Annotated in this window: 20 protein-coding genes and 2 tRNA genes; 8 read left to right on the forward strand and 14 right to left on the reverse strand. The window is 41.6% G+C overall.

All coding sequences use genetic code 11. The features are described 5' to 3' along the window. Positions 1–110: 110 nt before the first annotated feature. A complete protein-coding gene (locus I8748_RS23190; protein WP_318781255.1) occupies positions 111–2,975 on the reverse strand; it encodes a tetratricopeptide repeat protein in 2,865 nt (954 codons plus the stop codon). A 201-nt stretch (positions 2,976–3,176) separates the two neighbouring features. Between I8748_RS23190 and I8748_RS34705 the strand changes: the two genes are divergently transcribed. From I8748_RS34705 to I8748_RS23210, 5 genes are all read left to right on the forward strand, one after another. Continuing rightward, a complete protein-coding gene (locus I8748_RS34705) occupies positions 3,177–3,458 on the forward strand; it encodes a hypothetical protein (protein ID WP_214662711.1) in 282 nt (93 codons plus the stop codon). 205 nt (positions 3,459–3,663) lie between these two features. Further along, complete coding sequence (locus I8748_RS36110; protein WP_198126889.1) at positions 3,664–4,776, forward strand: tyrosine-type recombinase/integrase; 1,113 nt, start codon at positions 3,664–3,666, stop codon at positions 4,774–4,776. 161 nt (positions 4,777–4,937) lie between these two features. Beyond that, positions 4,938–5,159 carry a hypothetical protein gene (locus I8748_RS23200; protein WP_198126890.1) on the forward strand — a complete coding sequence of 74 codons (222 nt, stop codon included), beginning with the start codon at positions 4,938–4,940 and terminating at the stop codon, positions 5,157–5,159. Further along, positions 5,149–5,388 (forward strand): hypothetical protein, encoded by a 240-nt coding sequence (locus I8748_RS23205; RefSeq protein ID WP_198126891.1) that lies wholly within the window; start codon positions 5,149–5,151, stop codon positions 5,386–5,388. Before I8748_RS23200 ends, I8748_RS23205 begins: the two co-directional genes overlap by 11 nt. Positions 5,389–5,485: 97 nt before the next feature. Beyond that, a complete protein-coding gene (locus tag I8748_RS23210) occupies positions 5,486–6,145 on the forward strand; it encodes a hypothetical protein (RefSeq protein ID WP_198126892.1) in 660 nt (219 codons plus the stop codon). A 38-nt stretch (positions 6,146–6,183) separates the two neighbouring features. On the opposite strand, the gene I8748_RS23215 is transcribed toward I8748_RS23210, so the two are convergent. From I8748_RS23215 to I8748_RS23230, 4 genes are all read right to left on the reverse strand, one after another. Further along, positions 6,184–6,849: a DCL family protein gene (locus I8748_RS23215; RefSeq protein WP_198126893.1), complete on the reverse strand. Its 666-nt coding sequence runs from the start codon at positions 6,847–6,849 to the stop codon at positions 6,184–6,186. Between the two features lie 123 nt (positions 6,850–6,972). Next, entirely contained in the window at positions 6,973–7,278 is a 306-nt protein-coding gene (locus I8748_RS23220; RefSeq protein WP_198126894.1) for a hypothetical protein, read from the reverse strand. A gap of 49 nt (positions 7,279–7,327) precedes the next feature. Continuing rightward, positions 7,328–8,158: a hypothetical protein gene (locus tag I8748_RS23225; protein ID WP_198126895.1), complete on the reverse strand. Its 831-nt coding sequence runs from the start codon at positions 8,156–8,158 to the stop codon at positions 7,328–7,330. Positions 8,159–8,406: 248 nt separating this feature from the next. After that, positions 8,407–8,631, reverse strand: coding sequence for a ribbon-helix-helix domain-containing protein (locus I8748_RS23230; RefSeq protein WP_198126896.1), 225 nt, complete (start codon positions 8,629–8,631; stop codon positions 8,407–8,409). A gap of 74 nt (positions 8,632–8,705) precedes the next feature. On the opposite strand from I8748_RS23230, the gene I8748_RS23235 reads away from it, so the two are divergent. From I8748_RS23235 to I8748_RS23245, 3 genes are read left to right on the forward strand one after another with little or no spacing between them, the layout of a single operon-like run. After that, entirely contained in the window at positions 8,706–10,025 is a 1,320-nt protein-coding gene (locus tag I8748_RS23235; RefSeq protein WP_198126897.1) for a hypothetical protein, read from the forward strand. A gap of 4 nt (positions 10,026–10,029) precedes the next feature. Continuing rightward, the gene (locus tag I8748_RS23240; RefSeq protein ID WP_198126898.1) at positions 10,030–10,254 is read left to right on the forward strand and encodes a hypothetical protein; all 225 of its coding nucleotides are present in this window, start codon (positions 10,030–10,032) and stop codon (positions 10,252–10,254) included. A gap of 37 nt (positions 10,255–10,291) precedes the next feature. Then, positions 10,292–10,525: a hypothetical protein gene (locus I8748_RS23245; RefSeq protein ID WP_198126899.1), complete on the forward strand. Its 234-nt coding sequence runs from the start codon at positions 10,292–10,294 to the stop codon at positions 10,523–10,525. Positions 10,526–10,693: 168 nt separating this feature from the next. On the opposite strand, the gene I8748_RS23250 is transcribed toward I8748_RS23245, so the two are convergent. The 9 genes from I8748_RS23250 to rpsP form a co-directional block, all read right to left on the reverse strand. Beyond that, a tRNA-Thr gene (locus tag I8748_RS23250) sits at positions 10,694–10,765 on the reverse strand. A 53-nt stretch (positions 10,766–10,818) separates the two neighbouring features. Continuing rightward, positions 10,819–10,901: transfer RNA gene (locus tag I8748_RS23255), tRNA-Tyr, on the reverse strand. Positions 10,902–11,009: 108 nt separating this feature from the next. After that, entirely contained in the window at positions 11,010–12,830 is a 1,821-nt protein-coding gene (locus I8748_RS23260; protein WP_198126900.1) for an ABC transporter ATP-binding protein, read from the reverse strand. A gap of 88 nt (positions 12,831–12,918) precedes the next feature. Then, complete coding sequence (locus I8748_RS23265; RefSeq protein WP_198126901.1) at positions 12,919–13,725, reverse strand: DUF6816 family protein; 807 nt, start codon at positions 13,723–13,725, stop codon at positions 12,919–12,921. Between the two features lie 298 nt (positions 13,726–14,023). Next, positions 14,024–14,428 carry a ChuX/HutX family heme-like substrate-binding protein gene (locus I8748_RS23270; protein WP_198126902.1) on the reverse strand — a complete coding sequence of 135 codons (405 nt, stop codon included), beginning with the start codon at positions 14,426–14,428 and terminating at the stop codon, positions 14,024–14,026. Positions 14,429–14,520: 92 nt separating this feature from the next. Next, positions 14,521–15,474, reverse strand: a complete 954-nt coding sequence (locus I8748_RS23275; protein ID WP_198126903.1) for a PhoH family protein — start codon at positions 15,472–15,474, stop codon at positions 14,521–14,523. Positions 15,475–15,807: 333 nt separating this feature from the next. Further along, a complete protein-coding gene (gene rpsU / locus I8748_RS23280) occupies positions 15,808–15,981 on the reverse strand; it encodes a 30S ribosomal protein S21 (RefSeq protein ID WP_198126904.1) in 174 nt (57 codons plus the stop codon). A 155-nt stretch (positions 15,982–16,136) separates the two neighbouring features. Further along, positions 16,137–16,571 (reverse strand): KH domain-containing protein, encoded by a 435-nt coding sequence (locus I8748_RS23285; protein ID WP_198126905.1) that lies wholly within the window; start codon positions 16,569–16,571, stop codon positions 16,137–16,139. Continuing rightward, the gene (rpsP, locus tag I8748_RS23290) at positions 16,534–16,794 is read right to left on the reverse strand and encodes a 30S ribosomal protein S16 (protein ID WP_198126906.1); all 261 of its coding nucleotides are present in this window, start codon (positions 16,792–16,794) and stop codon (positions 16,534–16,536) included. The genes I8748_RS23285 and rpsP overlap by 38 nt, the downstream gene beginning before the upstream one ends. Positions 16,795–16,815: the final 21 nt, after the last annotated feature.

Below are 16,815 nucleotides of genomic sequence, written 5' to 3' on the forward strand. Positions count from 1 at the left end.
CCCGAACTCAGGTTGAGTAGGGTGTGTTATGGACGTTAGTTCTAACGCATCGAAAATCTAGGATGGTGCGTTAGGCTACTGGCGTGGCAAGGCTAAAATTTAGTTATGGCTTACTCCGCCTCACCAATCAAGGTAAATGCTGCCCAGTCTCTAGGGTTGGGATGTTGTTTCATCGTTATCAGCATTGCTTGACGCAAAGCTTGGGCTTTATCAGGGTTTTTTTGCAAATTTTGATAAAACTCAGTCATTAATGATGCTGTGGGTGCATCGGGAACTGACCATAAAGAAACCATGACACTAGGGACACCGGCGGAAATTAAAGAACGTGATAAGCCAATAACGCCATCGCCTGTGATGCGTCCCCGTCCGGTGTCACAAGCGCTTAAAACCACTAATTCGGCGTTGAGTTTCAAATCGAAGATTTCGTTAGCTGTGAGTAAACCGTTATCTTTACCAGAGGGAGTTAGAGCGATCGCACTATTCAATCCTTGGATATCATCTAATAATCCGTGGGTAGCAAGATGAATAATTCGCGCTTTGGGTAAAAGCTGTAAAACTGCTGATTTTGTGGCTTGCTTACCGATGAGGGGTTGAGTTTTTAAAAGAGGCGCGATGGCTTTTGCTTCTTTTTCTGCACCAGGTAAGGCGGGTAATTGTCGTGGTGGTTCCCCAATTTTCGGCGGAAATTTTGGCATAGTTGGGTTCCCAACAACCAACGCATCTTTTCCAGACACTAAATTTCGTTGCTGACGTGTTAGTTGTAAAACCTGAATTGACGGCGATGTGAGAATTGTATGTTTTTCAATTAAATATTGACCGTTTTCATCTTGCAACGCTGGGAAGGGAACTAGGAATAAAGAACCTTGCGGGATGAAAATAACTTTGTCGCTTGCTTTTGTGGGTAAAACATCAGCGATCGGTTTTATTAATAATTCATGCAACCGCTTTAAATTATTTTCTGCCTTCGGTGCATTGGGGTTGTAAGATATATCAAAAATACCACGACCTCTAGTACCAATGGATTCACGACTAGTGATCACAAGCTCATCTAAATTTGTTTTATCTTTTTGCCAAAGAGGTTTGAGGTTAGCTTTGCGAAATGTGACTTCGCCTGTAGGTTTGACAACCCAGATATATAGTTCTGATTCTTTGAATTGTTTTTTACCTGCAACTTGAAAATCATCGCCAATAATTGAATATTGCACCAAAGTAGAGTTTTGTAATTTGGCAATTTCTTTTATTTGGTCAATAGTTGGTGATTTAGGCTTTGTCTCACCGTTATTATTATTCAAGCGAGATGAGATTAACTCAACGAACGCCCTAGCGCGACCGCGTTCAGCAATTTCCAAAGCTGCATCAGTTTTATTTTGGGCAATGAGGACTTGTTGTAAAGTTTGGTATGTATGACTTTGTATGTCAAAAATAGAAACTTTTGCACTATCGTCTAATCCACCTCGAAAAGATTCTTTCAAGCCAATACTTTCAAGTAGGCTTTTCTCAGCTACAACAAAATTTCCAGATTTGTAAAAAAAATTTCCTAAATTGTTCAAAGCTGCTGATTCACTTGTTGTGTCTTTAATCTCCCTTGCAATTGCCAACCATTGCTGTTGATACTCAATACCTTTGGTATAATTTTGTTGAGCCGCGTAAATATTTCCCAGATTACCCAGCGTTTTACCTTCGCTTTCGCGATCTCTGACTCGACGTGCGATCGCCAACCATTGCTGTTGATAATCAATCGCCTTTCCATAGTCCCCTAATTCAAAGTAAGCAAGTCCCAAATTACCTAATGCTTTGCCTTCAGTATTAAGGTCTTTGATTTTTCGGGCGATTATCAAACTCTGTTGATGATACTCAATTGCTTGAGTTGGTTGTCCGATTTCGTCAGAAATTAGTCCCAGATTGTTTAAAATTCCTGCCTCTCCGGGAAGCGATGGGATATTATGTGCAATTTGTAAACCGCTTTGTAAATAGTCATTTGCTCTAGCATAATCTCCTAGTGTAAAATACCCTAATCCTAAAGACATTAAAGAATTAACCTCAGTGTGAGGATTTTTTATTTGGCGTGCGATAGTTAAACTCTGCTGAAAATAATCAATTGCTCGATCATAATCTCCTGTACGCAGAAAAACTCCTCCCAAGTCTGTGAAAGCACTCGCCTCACCATTAGGTTCTTGAATTTCCTGTGCAATCTTTAAACTCTTTTGTAGGTAATCAATTCCTTTGGAGTAGTCGCCTTGGTTAATATAAATGTTACCAAGTTGGCGAATTACCATCCCTTCAGTTTGGCGGTCTTGAATTTTGCGTGCCAGTATTAAACTCTTTTCTAGGAAATCTAATCCTTGAGTGAAATCACTTTGGTAAATATAAGCTAATCCTAGATTTGCTAATGCTTTACCCTCACTCAAAGAGTCTTGAAGTTCTCTAGCTATTAATAAAACCTGCTGTAAGTACTCAACTGCTTTGGCATAATCTCCCTGTGCTAAATAAATACTTCCTAAATTTCCCAAAGCATTACTCTCACCTTGGCGGTGATTGATTTGGCGTGCAATTGTCAAATGCTGTTGTTCATACTCAATTGCTTTGCCGTAATTTCCTAAGACATAATAAGCTAGTCCCAAATTACCTAAAGCTTGTCCCTCACCAAGGCGATCGTTAAATTCTCGTGCAATGACCAAATCTTGCTGATGGTAATCAATTGCTTTAGTATATTCCCCCAAGAAAAAATAAATTAGTCCTAAATTGCCTAAAGATTGCCCTTCTCCTTTGCGGTCTTTAATTTCTTGGTAGATAATCAGTGCTTGTTGGAAAGACTGTAATGCAGCCTGAAATTGACCAGTATTAAGTTGCTGTATTCCTTGCTGTGACAATCGTTGTGCTTCTGCTTTCCGTTCATCTGTCGTTTGTGCCAACACCTGTGACGCTGTAAATACTATAGGCAAATTCAGCACAAAAGAGGTTGACAGAGTAGCCAAAAGCGTAAATATGACAATGCAGCAAAGTTTGTCGCGTTTCATACAGTGAATAGATACGTATTAGGTATTCACCTATATCTATATTTGAGCCTTTCGACCTTATGTAATTTTCACTAGAGAAATACGCATTTAGTTAACATTTCGTATCATAAAAACTAGATCTCTGACAAAAATACTTCTCTTCTTACTCTTCTGTGCGCGATGGACAGTTTGACGCTAGCTGTTACAAACGAACTGCACAGGACACCCAGAGAATTGACTGCATCGCCAAACATCCAACCCATGACCAGATTCATTCACGATCAATTTGCCAAAGACTATCTCGAACAATTACTCACCCTTGTACGCTTTCGCGTCGCTAAAATTGCCCCTACCATCAGCACTTCGGCTTGCTTCCAAATTTTAGTTGAGAAAAGCCTTGAGAACATTTGTATGATACTGGCTATTCCTGCGTGTAAATTCAGGCTCATGGGTATAGAATAGTGCAATCACACTTAAATAAATAGCTGCGATCGCCTAATCAAAAACACTACTTAGGATGATATACTTTACTCTTTACTTAAAAAGCCCGTGACGAGGATTGAACTCGTGACCTCACCCTTACCAAGGGTGTAGCCTAACGGCTAGAAACCCAGCCTAAAAGCACCCTAGCAAGTCCTAACCCAACTTTTAGGACAGGTTTAGGACAGTGCGGAAAATAGAGCCAGTAAATAATAACGGGAGCATACAGCTAAAGTTTAGTTACGCGGGTAGGCGATATAGTTTCAACCCGATACCCAAGGGAGACTACAACGACAAAAGGGACATAGCAACAGCTAGAGCGATCGCCACACAAATACAAAATGACATCCTAGCCAAGAACTTTGACCCGACATTAGACCGTTATAGGTTAACTCCTAAGCCTCAATCTCTACAAGCCAGTAACCCAGATTCAAAGCCTAAAACTTTGATAGAAGTTTGGGACTGTTGGGTAGCTTCTCTTAATCTTCCGATTGCTACCAGGGAACACCACTACAAAGCGATTAGACAGCAGATCATTAAAGCTAATCCTGACCTAGTGAATACTACATGGTTAACCCAAGCCAACCTAGCCGCATCAACTTTCAACCAACGTCTAGGATACCTAAAAGCCTGTTTTAAATGGGCTATAATGAAAGGTTTGGCAGACAATAACCCATATGATGACTTAAAGACACGTAAAACTAGCCCTAAGTCGGTCAAGCCATTTACCAACAAAGAGATTACAGCCATTATCAACGGATTTGAACAGTTAGCTCCCCATTATGCCCCTTTTGTTAAGTTTTTACTAGCTACTGGGGTTAGGACTTCAGAGGCGATCGGGTTACGTTGGGGTCATGTGGATTTTGACCGAGGTGTTATCACTATTCAAGAGAGTCTATCTAGAGACTGGGCGGGTAACGGCTATCGCAGGGTAAGAAAGGAAACTAAGACAGGTAGCGATCGCCAACTAAAAATGACTGAGGCGCTTAGATCATTATTAGAATCAATCAGACCCTATAAACCTGATCAAGATTCCTTAGTGTTTACTACCGTCACAGGAAAACCAATAGATGATGGTAACTTCCGAGAGCGTTACTGGCTTAAGGTACTAAATACTGTGGGGGTAACTTATCGCAATCCTTACACTACGCGCCACACAACTGCTAGTCATGCAATAGAACAGCATACCCCTATAACTGGTGTAGCTTACTTATTAGGACACAAAGACACCAGAATGGTTATGCAAACATACGGTCACATGGTTAACCGTCCTGACCTACCCGCCATACCCATAGGCTAAAATACAACCATCGAATATTGGCTTAATCCCCCTAACATTTCTAGGGGATTTTTCTATGATTATACACTTGTGTGCATAAAGTTTATGCACTATTATGTATACATAAGGCAAGTGAAGCCTTACACGAGAGCCAACAAGAGAGCCAATATTCGAGGTAAGTTATGCAAGCTAACACAATCGCTACATCCTTCAAAACTTACATCCCTGTTCAACAGTCCTATCTGAAGAAAATCGTAAAAGCCATGAAGTTGGCGGGTATCGCTTGGGACGGTACTGTAAATCAAATCGATATTTTCTGTCTCAAAGATTGTCATCGTGAGTGGAGACGACTAACCCCAAATAATAGAACTAAGAATGTAGTTTACATCCAATATGTCTACTAACCGTACTACCGTAGCCCTAAGTCCTGAGCATAAAAAAGCACTTGAGGCGATCGCTCAGGACTTACTTGGAAGCCCAAACGTCAGCCTACTCATGAGGAATATAGCAGAGGGTAGGTTAACCGTTACTGGTCAAATGAATCCCGTAGTAGTGCTGAGGCATGACCTACCAGAGCTTAAGGTAAAACTAGAGGAGGTTATTAATACCATTAACGAGGTATTAGGAGTTTGACGGGTTCAAGAAATCGACGCATACAAGACCCAAACCCTTATATAGTAACCCTTTGACGGGTTCAAACTCACGCTTTATAAAATCACCAGAGGCTAATATGGCTGACGCATACAAGGCTACGAGGCAGATTATTGAAGTAGCTGGTAAAGAGGTAGAAGTATTTCAAATACCTAATGGTGAGTTTCGGTACAGTATTACATCAGTTGCATCTTTGATCGGTAAAGGCAAAACAGACGCTTTCTACTTTTTTGACTCTAAAGCCGCCAAAGCTTTGATAGGTGAGGATTATACACGTACAAGTGACACGTACAAAGTTGAGAGGACTAGAGTTTCTGCAATAACTGACTTAGAGGCTAATGCCTACATTACCTGGAAGGCTCAAAGAGGAGATAAGGAAGCGATCGCCTTATTAGGTGCTGGCTTCATTGAAATGCTTCACCGTCGAGCTTGTACTGCTTTCGGGGTCGAGGTAGCGGAAGCTGCACACGAAGAGCGCACAAGGTTAAACTTTGAACGCATACAAGATGCGATCGCTTACCAAGTAGCGATAGAACAACACAGAGCTAACCCAGATTTGTATGCGTCAACCAAAGCCAAGCTAGACGCTACATTAGAGGCAATGTCACCAGAGGAACACGAAGAATATTGTCGGCAAGAAACAACCAGAAGACAAGCAAGAAACGAACAGCTAAAGCAAGAAGCTATCGAAGCTTGGGATAGACACATTAACAAGCCGAGTTACACTGTAGGACGCTAGATACTTTGTGGGAGGGGCTAAACCTCTCCCAACACCCATTAGGATTTCTCTTTACGCTTCCTAGTTAGATTATGCTCCTTACACAATAATCTTAATACTGCGTGTTGTTGATGGTATTGTTGCCAAGCTTCCCCATACGCCCTATCAGATTCTCGAAATCTTTTACTGTATATTGTTCCTACAGCTTCCTCAAACTCTGTAGGTATGTTATCTTGTTCTTTCTCAAAAGCACTCACAAGTTCTTTAAATGTTGGGTGCTGGTGATCAACCTCTATATCTTTATTAGAAGTGCAACCTGGATGATCGCAACTCTGACTAGACTCCCTATACACAAATCGATAATCAGTGATTTGGTTTTGAATCGCTTCCCTGTATGCAGATTCCCTTCTTTTTCCTATTAATCTAGCCATATCGGATTTGCATTTTTCGTAACTAAAATCATCATCTGTGGGGTTGTCTTCTCTAACAACCCAGAAACAGTTATAGCCTGTACGCTGTCGTGACGGTCTAACTTCAATCTGCTTTACCCCTGCACCTATCTTATTATCAGCATCGGGGTGTAATAGTAATAAATCAAATGCTACGGCTAACTCTTGACCGTCTAAAACTCTTAGACCTTTGTTAAGAATCGACCTAATATAATCATCACGCTCTGTTAGGGTTTTAAAATAAATACCGCCAAGTTCTGAGGGTTTTGCTACCATAATCATCAGGTTAACTCTATAACCTTTAGATTACCCAGCTAGACATAACGGGTTCACAAGTAGGGTTAACCAAGGGTAGCCCGTAGAGATATTAGATAATATAATAAAGTGCCAAATAATACTTTAAACTATATCAGTAGTTTTCTTGATAGCAATGCTCTGAGTGCAATAGAAAATAGCCTGAGCCTGATAATCTAAAGCACCCGAATGAGCATCTACTTGTTTTTGTAGCTGGTCAACTTTGGTGGATAGCTGTTCTATTAGCTGTCTTAGCTCGGCTACCTCATTGACTCTACTCGCTAACCAGTCCTTAAGGACTTCACGAGTCATAGGTGCTATCTGGACTCCCCGACTTTCAGCCGCAGCCGAAAGTTGATTATAGATGTCCATGTCTAGCCGGATCATGATCTGTTTGCTTTTGTTAGCCATAGTACCCGTTATGGGTCTTAGTGTACCTATGACCAGCCTACACTACTGACTAAGGTTGAACTACTACCCAAGTTTCTCTAGTCTCATCTGTAGGTTGCCATGTTAACCCGTCTGGATCTCTTTCAGTAGTCCACTCAGCTATATTACCAACTCTGATTTTAGCTAAGGTGGCTGGTAAGTCTCTTAAAATATTGGCTCTACCTTTATCAGTCTTAACCGTAGACAGCGATAAATGTCTGGGGGCTAACCTATCCGCTAAAGTATCCATAGTTAAAGTTAACACTAAGGGCTTATCTTCAGTAGTACACACACCTTGGTATACCTCCTTTATCTGTAAAGCTTCTGATTGGTTTACCACTTGTAGATAATCCTCGGCTTCCCTAACTAAGTTTTTTAACATCTCTCCCCACCATTCAGGCTGCCATCCTTTAGCCACTGCCTCAGCGATCGCTGGATGCTCCATTTTCTCTTGGTACTCTAGCAGAGTAGTAACAGGCTTATACTGAAATCTACTATCGGTCTTAGCCTCATCCCAAACCTTATCCGGGTAGACTACTGCTACCTCTAGCCAACTTTTAGACCCGTTAGCTGTCTTTTGTTTGACGGCAACTACTTGATCATCTGAGAATACATACCACCGCCTACGCTTAATAGTCTCCTCTAAGGCTGGCTTCAGTTCCCATTGGTGAGGTAATATCTCTCCAACACACACACTTTGGTATACCTTACCAGATAGTAAGGTATTAGTTGGGTTTACCCCTTGGTATACTTGCCTAAGTGCCTTGAACGCTTCAGCCTGGGTATCAAAATCCTTAGCTAATACCTTAAACCATTCCCAATCATCCGGGTCAACCTTAACTGATAAAACCTTGTGTGCCATATGTGTACTTTTTACTATTGATATACTGTTAAATCTTTACGATACCTACAGGTATACCTTTTGTGTGTGAGTGAGTTTTATAAACTTCCTTTCTCCCGCGTCGTCAGTCCAGAACAGAAAAGAGCCTTGGGGAAAATGTCTAACTACAAAGTTGATGGGTATCATAGTTAACTTTTTAGTATACCTATAATATTAGTATACAAATAAAACCATTGATATACAAGGAGGTATACCAAAGTGTGTGTGTGTTATTTATTAATAGCTGCTACGGGTTTCTTTAATGACGGATAGGTCACACCTTGGGCTACTATCTGCAATCGCATCTTCTCTATTAATGCCCTTTCGGTCTTTAACAGCGCTACCGCTTCCCTAACTAACGCACTAATCGGTGTCCGGGTCTTCTCCGCCTCAGCCTCTAACCACTGGTAGGTGTCCAAGTCAAACCGAATACCCGCTTGTTTAAGTTTAGCCATCCCTAAATGCCTCTACTTTAACCTCACTAAGTCAACTTTGAGTTGACTTAATCCCTATAAAACAGGGATTATTAATGGCTCGGATTATTAAGAACGGGAAAATAATCAAGTTTGACCCTAGTAAACACCGTAGGGATGCTAGAGGGCGTTTTGCAGATAAGCCGGACGAGCCTAGTGTAACTGGTAGGCGTTCTAGTAAAACCAGAGGGGTAGCCAAATCAGATATTAGAGGGTTAACCAGTAAGCAACAGGCGAGACTAGCTATTTATAAGGCTATGTCCCCAGAGCAACGCCAAAGGTTACAACTTATAACCTCACTCAACCCCGAACAGAGGAAAAGGCTACAAGAGCTTATTGCTAAGAAGCAGCAGAAGGCTTTAGAGGTTAACCAGGAACAATCCCCCGTAACTACTCAGGCTCTACAGGGTAAGCCAGATAAGCCAAAGAAAGCTAAACGCTCTACCTCTAGCGATCGCCTGTCTGCTGACCCAGATCACTTAACCATTAAGGGTAATAAGTTGGTTATCTGGGAAGGTAAGCCAGAACTTGGTAAGGCTCAAGGGGGCTTTAAGACTAGGACAGTTAAAAACTTTGAGTACGCGGTAGAGGTTAACGGGCAACGTGTTGTACTCAACCGCCAAACTAAGATGTACGAGTATTTAGGCGATCGCATTTATGGGATGCCCTCACTTAACCCTAGATTGGCTAGTATGACCCCTACACAGTTAGCCGATGGGTTAGCCAAGTACATGACCAGGGTAGAGGCTAAAGATACCACTGTGCCTGACTGGTTGCCTACGTTTCACGGCAAGGTAGACAAAAGCCTATTAAAAAATGGCTATGGCAAGATGCAACAGCACCATATCCACCAGTGGGCTAGGATACCCTTAGAGAACATTGTTAAAGATTATGAGTCTGGCAAGATAAGCTTAGATGAAGCTAAGGCGCAGACTAAGGCTATCCTAAGCAGGGAGTCTAAAAAGACTAAATCCGGCAAGTTCGTAGAAGATTGGGTATTAACACCAGCCGATAAAGATCAACGGGCATTTGTGGTACTACCTGGGGGTTTACATGATATCTCCAATAAGCCTATGTACTATGCCAATCACCCTAAAGGGATTGATGTAGATGCCCCAGACTTCAAACTAAGATCATATAGATTACCTCAGTATGGTAACTCAGGTAGAGATTGGCACTCTAGCGTATTTAGACCAGGGTCATGGTTAGAAATATACCGTAGAGAAACCTATGTACTACTAGGGGAACTCAACAGGCGAATAAGTAAAGGTGAGGTGACACCTCAAGAGGCTCAAAGTCTTTTCATGCAAGGGTTAGCTAAGGTAGACAAGGCTAATCAATATAGGTTAAAATATAGTAATAACCAGGACGGTTAAAAGTATGCCCACTACAGATTATAAGTTAGATTTAATACTTACTAATGGCTCGGCTATTCAAATATTAGAAGATGATGTAGTAGAAGTCCGGGCATTAGATGATGATGATTATATGGAAGCTGAGGTGTTTGAGATTACAACAGCCTCCGGTGAAACCTACGAGGTAGATTATGTAGAATCACCAGGGTCTACTCGTACTTTCTTATGGCAAGCCATCGACCCTGATTAATGATTATACTAGCCATAAACTTTAGGCTAACCTAAATATGTTCGCTATCACTGTAGACGATATTACACTAACGCCTGATGATATCGATTATGCTCAGGCTGAGGATGAAGACGATAATGTAGTATCAGACTTTGTTAATGCTGAGTGGTACAGGATATTCCTAACAGATATTGGTTTTGACAAACATAGCACATGGGAAGTAGTAGCTAGTCGTGAGGAGCTAGATAGCAGTTCCTTAGAGTATTTATTAGAAGTTATTCAGTCTACCTAGCTAACCGTAATAACAACTATTTCAAGACCTGAGATGAATCTTGGGTCTTTTAGTTTGTAGGCAAGCGATCGCAGTCAAGGCTAGACAAAGACCTTTAGGATGTCCTAAGCTTAGGACAGATTTAGGACAGTCTAGGATGTTCTAGGGCTACATAAGTTATCTAGTAAAAGCCCGTGACGAGGATTGAACTCGTGACCTCACCCTTACCAAGGGTGTGCTCTACCACTGAGCCACACGGGCAAACTTTTTGTAAGTTTGAGATTTTGAATTCTTATAAAATCCAAAATCTCAAATGGGCCGGGCTGGATTTGAACCAGCGTAGGCGCAAACCAACGGATTTACAGTCCGTCTCCATTAACCACTCGGACACCGACCCGCTTTGTCCTACGATTTATTATATTAGCACCGGATTTGAGAAATTTCAAGTGGGTCACAGAAATTTTTTCACAGAGAAACCGGGCTGAATCAACCCGGTTCCTAGCGCCTAATTCAGGAGTTCTCCGGTTTCTTGTAGGGAGTGCAAGCAGCGGTAAATGCCCTCGTGACGCAAAAGTTCATCGTGGCTACCCACCTCTACAATCTTGCCCTGATCTAGAACGACAATCTTATCGGCTTCTCGCACCGTACTCAGACGATGGGCAATGACGATTGTTGTGCAAGTTCCCTGAATCGATCGCATGGCTAGTTGAATGGAACGCTCAGACTCGTAATCTAAACTAGAGGTAGCTTCGTCAAAAATCAGCACGTCTGGCTCAACTAACAACGCCCTGGCGATTCCTAAGCGCTGTCTTTGTCCTCCAGATAACCTGACACCACGTTCCCCGACAATCGTGTAATAACCTTGGGGTAGGTGTTGGACTACTTCATCAACTCTAGCAATCCTACAGGCTTGTTGAACCTGCTCAAAACTAGCATTGGGTCTACCATAGGTGAGGTTATCCAACACAGTACCGTTAAAAACGTCTACCTCTTGGTGAACGATCGCCAACCTGCGTCTATACTTACCTACATGCAAGGTGCGAATATCTTGACCATCAATGAGAATTTGCCCTTCTTGAGGTTCAAAATACCGCAACAGTAACTTCACTAAAGTAGATTTACCAGAACCAGAACGCCCAACCAAAGCTACTGTTTGGTATGGTTCGATCAACAAGTTAATATCTTGCAAAACTTGACGGTTAGTATCGTACCCAAAACTCAGGTGGGAAATCTCAACTTTTCCAGTAAATTTATAAGGTGGTTCTCCCTCTTTTTCCTCTTCTAAAATACCAGCTGCATCAGCGCCAGTTGGCTCTTGGAGAAATTCGTGAAACCGCAGCATCGAAGAATAGCGACGTGCGAAAATTTCTGCCAAGGTACTAATAGGTTCTAATTCAGCATAAGCCATGCTGGAAAGAGTCAAGGTCATGACAAAATGACCAAGAGAAATTTTACCGTTTACTGTTGCTGCTAAAGTTAAACCAAGGATAGCAAACACGCAAAACTGAATCACAGTTCTTTGCCAAGTACCCAGTTTTGTATAACCTTTGTGGATGCGATAATCAATTACTTTGAATTCACGATCCAAACGTTGAGTTTGCCGCTTCAGTTCTCTAGCTTCGGTTGCAAATGCCTTTACCGTTTTGATATTGGTAATTATTTCCGAAGTCCGGCTTTCTGTGCCTTCTCCATATTTATCAAGACGACTTTCATACCTAATAAGTTGCTGTAAATCCTTCAAGCTGAAGCCGAGGATAATTACAAAGGATATCAGATATAAAATAGCGATTCGCCACTCAATCACTAAGATAAATACAAAAATTCCCAATACTCTCATTAGTTTGGGAATCATTTGTCCAGCAATTTCAGGATACGACCAAGTGTGGTTAGTAATACCTCTAGCTACTCGTCCAGCAATACGTCCTGGATTATTTTCATCATAGAATTCTAGTGGCAGAGTGAGAACTTTTTCGATTGCTGTTTGGCTTTTACTGCGGCGCACCCTGAAGGCTATATCCCAGTGAAACCAACCAGTTAACCACGGTTGTGTTGGTGCCCTGACTACGGTGACAACAAAAATTAAACCCAGTAATACACCTAAAGATAGAGGTTTATTTACTGGGTAGTTGGTGATATCTGAAAAGATAGCGATCGCTTGTTGTAATGGTTTATCTAATGGCTGATTAGACAAGACATTTAAAATCTGCCCAATCGCATAAGGCACAACCAAATCAAAAATTTCGTAAATACTGGATGCTGCAATAGTAATAATACTCAGCTTCCAATGGGCATGATAGTAAGTGAGAATGTCTCGAAATTTTGCCATGATGCACACTGTTCCAGAGCGCAAACGTTAGCTCCAGAATTTTATGCTACATTTATACTACAAAAAAGTCAATACCTAAAGAAGTAATTTATTCTTTATTAGTAGTAATAACTTGAGAAGGAAAAAATTCTAGGCGATAGCGATAAAGAGCCACTGGTCGAGAACCTGCGGTAAAATAATTTGGATCTTGTGGTGACAGATAGACAGCGGTAACTTGATCTGCCTCAATAGCGGGATTAGATGTAGAAAGTTGTTGGTAGGCAGTAGTCGATTCCACAGAATTCAAATAGGGGCGTGAGCTACCTTTAAATAATTGTTGAAACACTTCTGTGGTAATAAATTTACCATCAGATGTATTTTCCGTGGCGCGTGCAGTGACAATAGAAACTAGTTGGCGATCGCCACGCAAAAAGGTAATCTGACGATTGGGCGAATCTGGATCAACTTTCACTGCTAATACAGCTTCATCTCCTAAATAAGCCCTGGCTAAATTTAAACTATTAAATGCTCTATCTGCTACCAAAGTTTCTCCTTTATTGTTTGACCAAGGTAGAAATTTTAATTTAGTAACAGGCGATCGCTCTTTCACAAATCTTACTAAAAAACTCACAGGTTTATTTAGTTGTTGGCGATTCCCTTCAAACCCAGGTGTGACGATATCCGGCGCTAAAGGCGCAGCTAAATCGACCAAAGTACTGGTAACTTGCCAATTACCAGCCATCCATTCAGGGTAAACCAAATCCCCCGTAGCTGGTTGCACAGAAGTTAATTTTTCCCACTGCGGAAAGTGCGCTAAACGTTCAGATAACTCCCCTGCTTTAGCGTCCACACTCGCCAGTAGGAATAAAACTATTAAGCAAAAACTTAAAACTGCCTTTATTGTAAATAACAGCATAATTGATAATGTGTGATATAAAAATCCTGAACAATAAGATTCCCGACTTTTGAACAAAATCGGGAATGTAGGCTTTTCAGAATTACGAATGAAAAATTATATTAACGTGAGTTCAATGAACTTCTCCCTCCCGGCCTCCCTCTCCTAAAAGGGTACTCCTTCAAAGAAGCAAGCGATCGCGTTGCGTCTGGGTAAGGAGAGGGAGGAGAAACGAAAAATCACGGTTTTACTCCCCTCTCCTCGTAGGAGAGGGGTTGGGGGAGAGGTCAAAACAGTCCTTGTCAAACTCACGTTAATATTAAATCTCTGCTGGCAAAGGTTCCCAAACTTCACCATATTTATCTCGTAAAGCCTGCCAATTTTCTACCTGACCTGGTTCATATTCTCCCGGTTTACCCCACTGTAAAAATAGACTTAAAGCAGGCTCTTGTTTTTCATCTAAAAACCGGATGGCATAAGTTGTAAAGTTACCTCTTTTTGCTTCACCAGTTTCAAATTTTACTTGAGTAATTTTGTCCATATTCAAGTGAAATTCAAAGCCTTCAGAATGCATATTGGCATACTTACCTTTAGGTAATTCTGCATAAAATAGTTTTTCTAATTTGCCACGTGCTTCTAAGACAGCAGCACTACTAGTAACAATTAAACGCAAAGTTCCTAAATTCTCGCAAGCTGTTAAAAAGTCTTTTAAATTAGTACTCATGATTAGTTGTTAGTTGTCAGTTGTTAGTTGTCAGTTGTCAGTTGTCAATACCAATTCCCAATTCCCAATTCCCAATTCCCAATTCCCAATAACTATTTTTCGTATTGTTCGTAAGCAGCGACAATGCGCTGAACTAAAGGATGGCGCACAACATCTCGCTGGGAGAATTCGCAAAAGGTAATGCCTTCAACATTTTTTAAAATTTGTAAAGCCACTGTTAAACCTGATTGCTGATTGAGTGGTAAGTCGGTTTGTGTAATGTCACCTGTAATTACCATCCGAGAACGGAAGCCTAAACGAGTCAAAACCATTTTCATCTGGGCAGGTGTAGTATTTTGGGCTTCATCCACAATCACAAAAGCATTATTTAAAGTGCGTCCCCGCATATAGGCTAGAGGTGCAACTTCAATGACACCGCGTTCCATTAAATTGGGGACTTTTTCGGGGTCGATAAATTCATAAATAGCATCGTAAAGTGGACGGAGATAAGGATTGATTTTTTGCTGTAAATCTCCAGGTAAAAAGCCGAGTTTTTCACCAGCTTCCACAGCCGGACGAGTTAGAATCAGTTTTTCAACTTGGTTGGCGAGAAGTGCTTGCACAGCAACGACGACAGCAAGGTAGGTTTTCCCTGTACCAGCAGGGCCGATGCAAAATGTCAAGTCACGCTTACGTATCGCCTCAATGTATTGTCGCTGGCGAAAGGTTTTAGCGCGAATCTCCTCACCCCGACGAGTTTTGGCTAGGACATCTCGCCGTAGTTCTTGTAATTCGTCTTCTCTATGACTATCTAAAGCTTGACGAGCTGTTAAAATGTCGGCACTGGAGATAGTATTGCCTTTTATCCAGAGGTCTTCAAGCGATCGCACTAATCGAGAAGCTAATTCTATTTGCTTTTCTGTACCAGAAATGTATAATTCTTGCCCACGTAGTACCAAAGTAGCACCTGTTTGCCGTGATAGAATTTTGAGATTTTCCTCTCCATCACCAGCTAGGGCGATCGCACCAGTAATATTAGGCAGCTGAATTTTTAAGGCATCTGCCATAAGTATTTCTTAAATTGTGAGGATGCTGTTTTTAACAAAGCTGAAAATTTGCAGTAATTTTTACTCTCCTTCTGAACTCAGACCAATTTGAAAAAATGATTGCAACAGATGGAGTGTCTAAAAGCTTATCAATTAACTTTCTCACAATCCCAAATCTCATTTACAATCCTAAATTTAAAATCCAAAATGGTATCAGACTGATGGAGAAATGTAGAGACACGAACAATCATGTCTCTACTTTGTGTAAATTTGAGCTAACAATGCTTTCAAAGCATAACTTACAGAATTAATATACGTTAGCTCCCTTAACCAAAGATATTACCCTGAAATTTATTAGCAGAAACCTCTGCGTGAGGCTTCAGCTTTGCGCTTACGGCGCAAACTGGGTTTTTCGTATCTTTCCCGGCGTTTAACTTCAGATAAAATCCCGGCTTTTTGAATTTTCTTTTTAAAACGTCTCAATGCCGAGTCAATCGACTCGTTTTGATCCAAACGGACTTCAGCCACTCCTTGGTTTCACCTCCTTACAGAGATTATTTGAAGTGTGAAGTATGGAGGGGCGCAAGGTTTTGCGCCCGTCGTACAGCGAAGTATGAAGTGGGGGATCTTATCCTTTCTTTTCATACTTCATTGTTGTATTACATTTACTCTGTGCTTTTAAACTAGCGCAAACGGGGTTTAGCAATAGGTCTACCAGGCCCATTTCCACGTCGTTCTCTGGTTTTTGGGGTTGGCGATCGCTCTTCTGAATCTTCATCAAAAGAGGTGCCTTCCCGCCCTGGAGTAGTACTGCCATAGATATCCAGGTATACTGATTCTCCAGCAGCTTCGGCTGCTGCGGCAATTACTGTCCGAATAGCCTGAATATTGCGTCCTCCTCGACCAAACACTTTACCTTTATCTGTGCTGTCAAAGGCGATGCGAATCCAAGCCCGTTTGAGGGTGTGTGAAATTTCACAATCGACACTTAAAGTCTTGGGAGATTCTAAAAACGGCTGTATCAAAAAACGTACCAGCTCAACATAGTTGGGACTAGCTGTAACGGATTTTGTATCGGCATTAGGATGAGGCTTGGGCACTGACCTGTTCAAAAACATTAGCTTTTACTAAAATGCGACGTACGGTGTCAGTGGGTTGGGCGCCTTGTTGTAGTCGCTTGACGATACCGGGAACGTCTAGTCGCACTTCATCAGTTCTGGGGTTGTAGAATCCAAGTTCTTCTAGGGGACGACCATCGCGACGAGCGAGGCTGTTAATGGCGATAATGCGGTAGCTTGCTTCCCGCTTTTTACCGTATCGTTTCAAGCGCAGTTTGATCATGGTTGAGGAATCATTCTCCGA

The organism is Amazonocrinis nigriterrae CENA67 (assembly GCF_016056305.1).
Lineage (GTDB): Bacteria > Cyanobacteriota > Cyanobacteriia > Cyanobacteriales > Nostocaceae > Amazonocrinis > Amazonocrinis nigriterrae.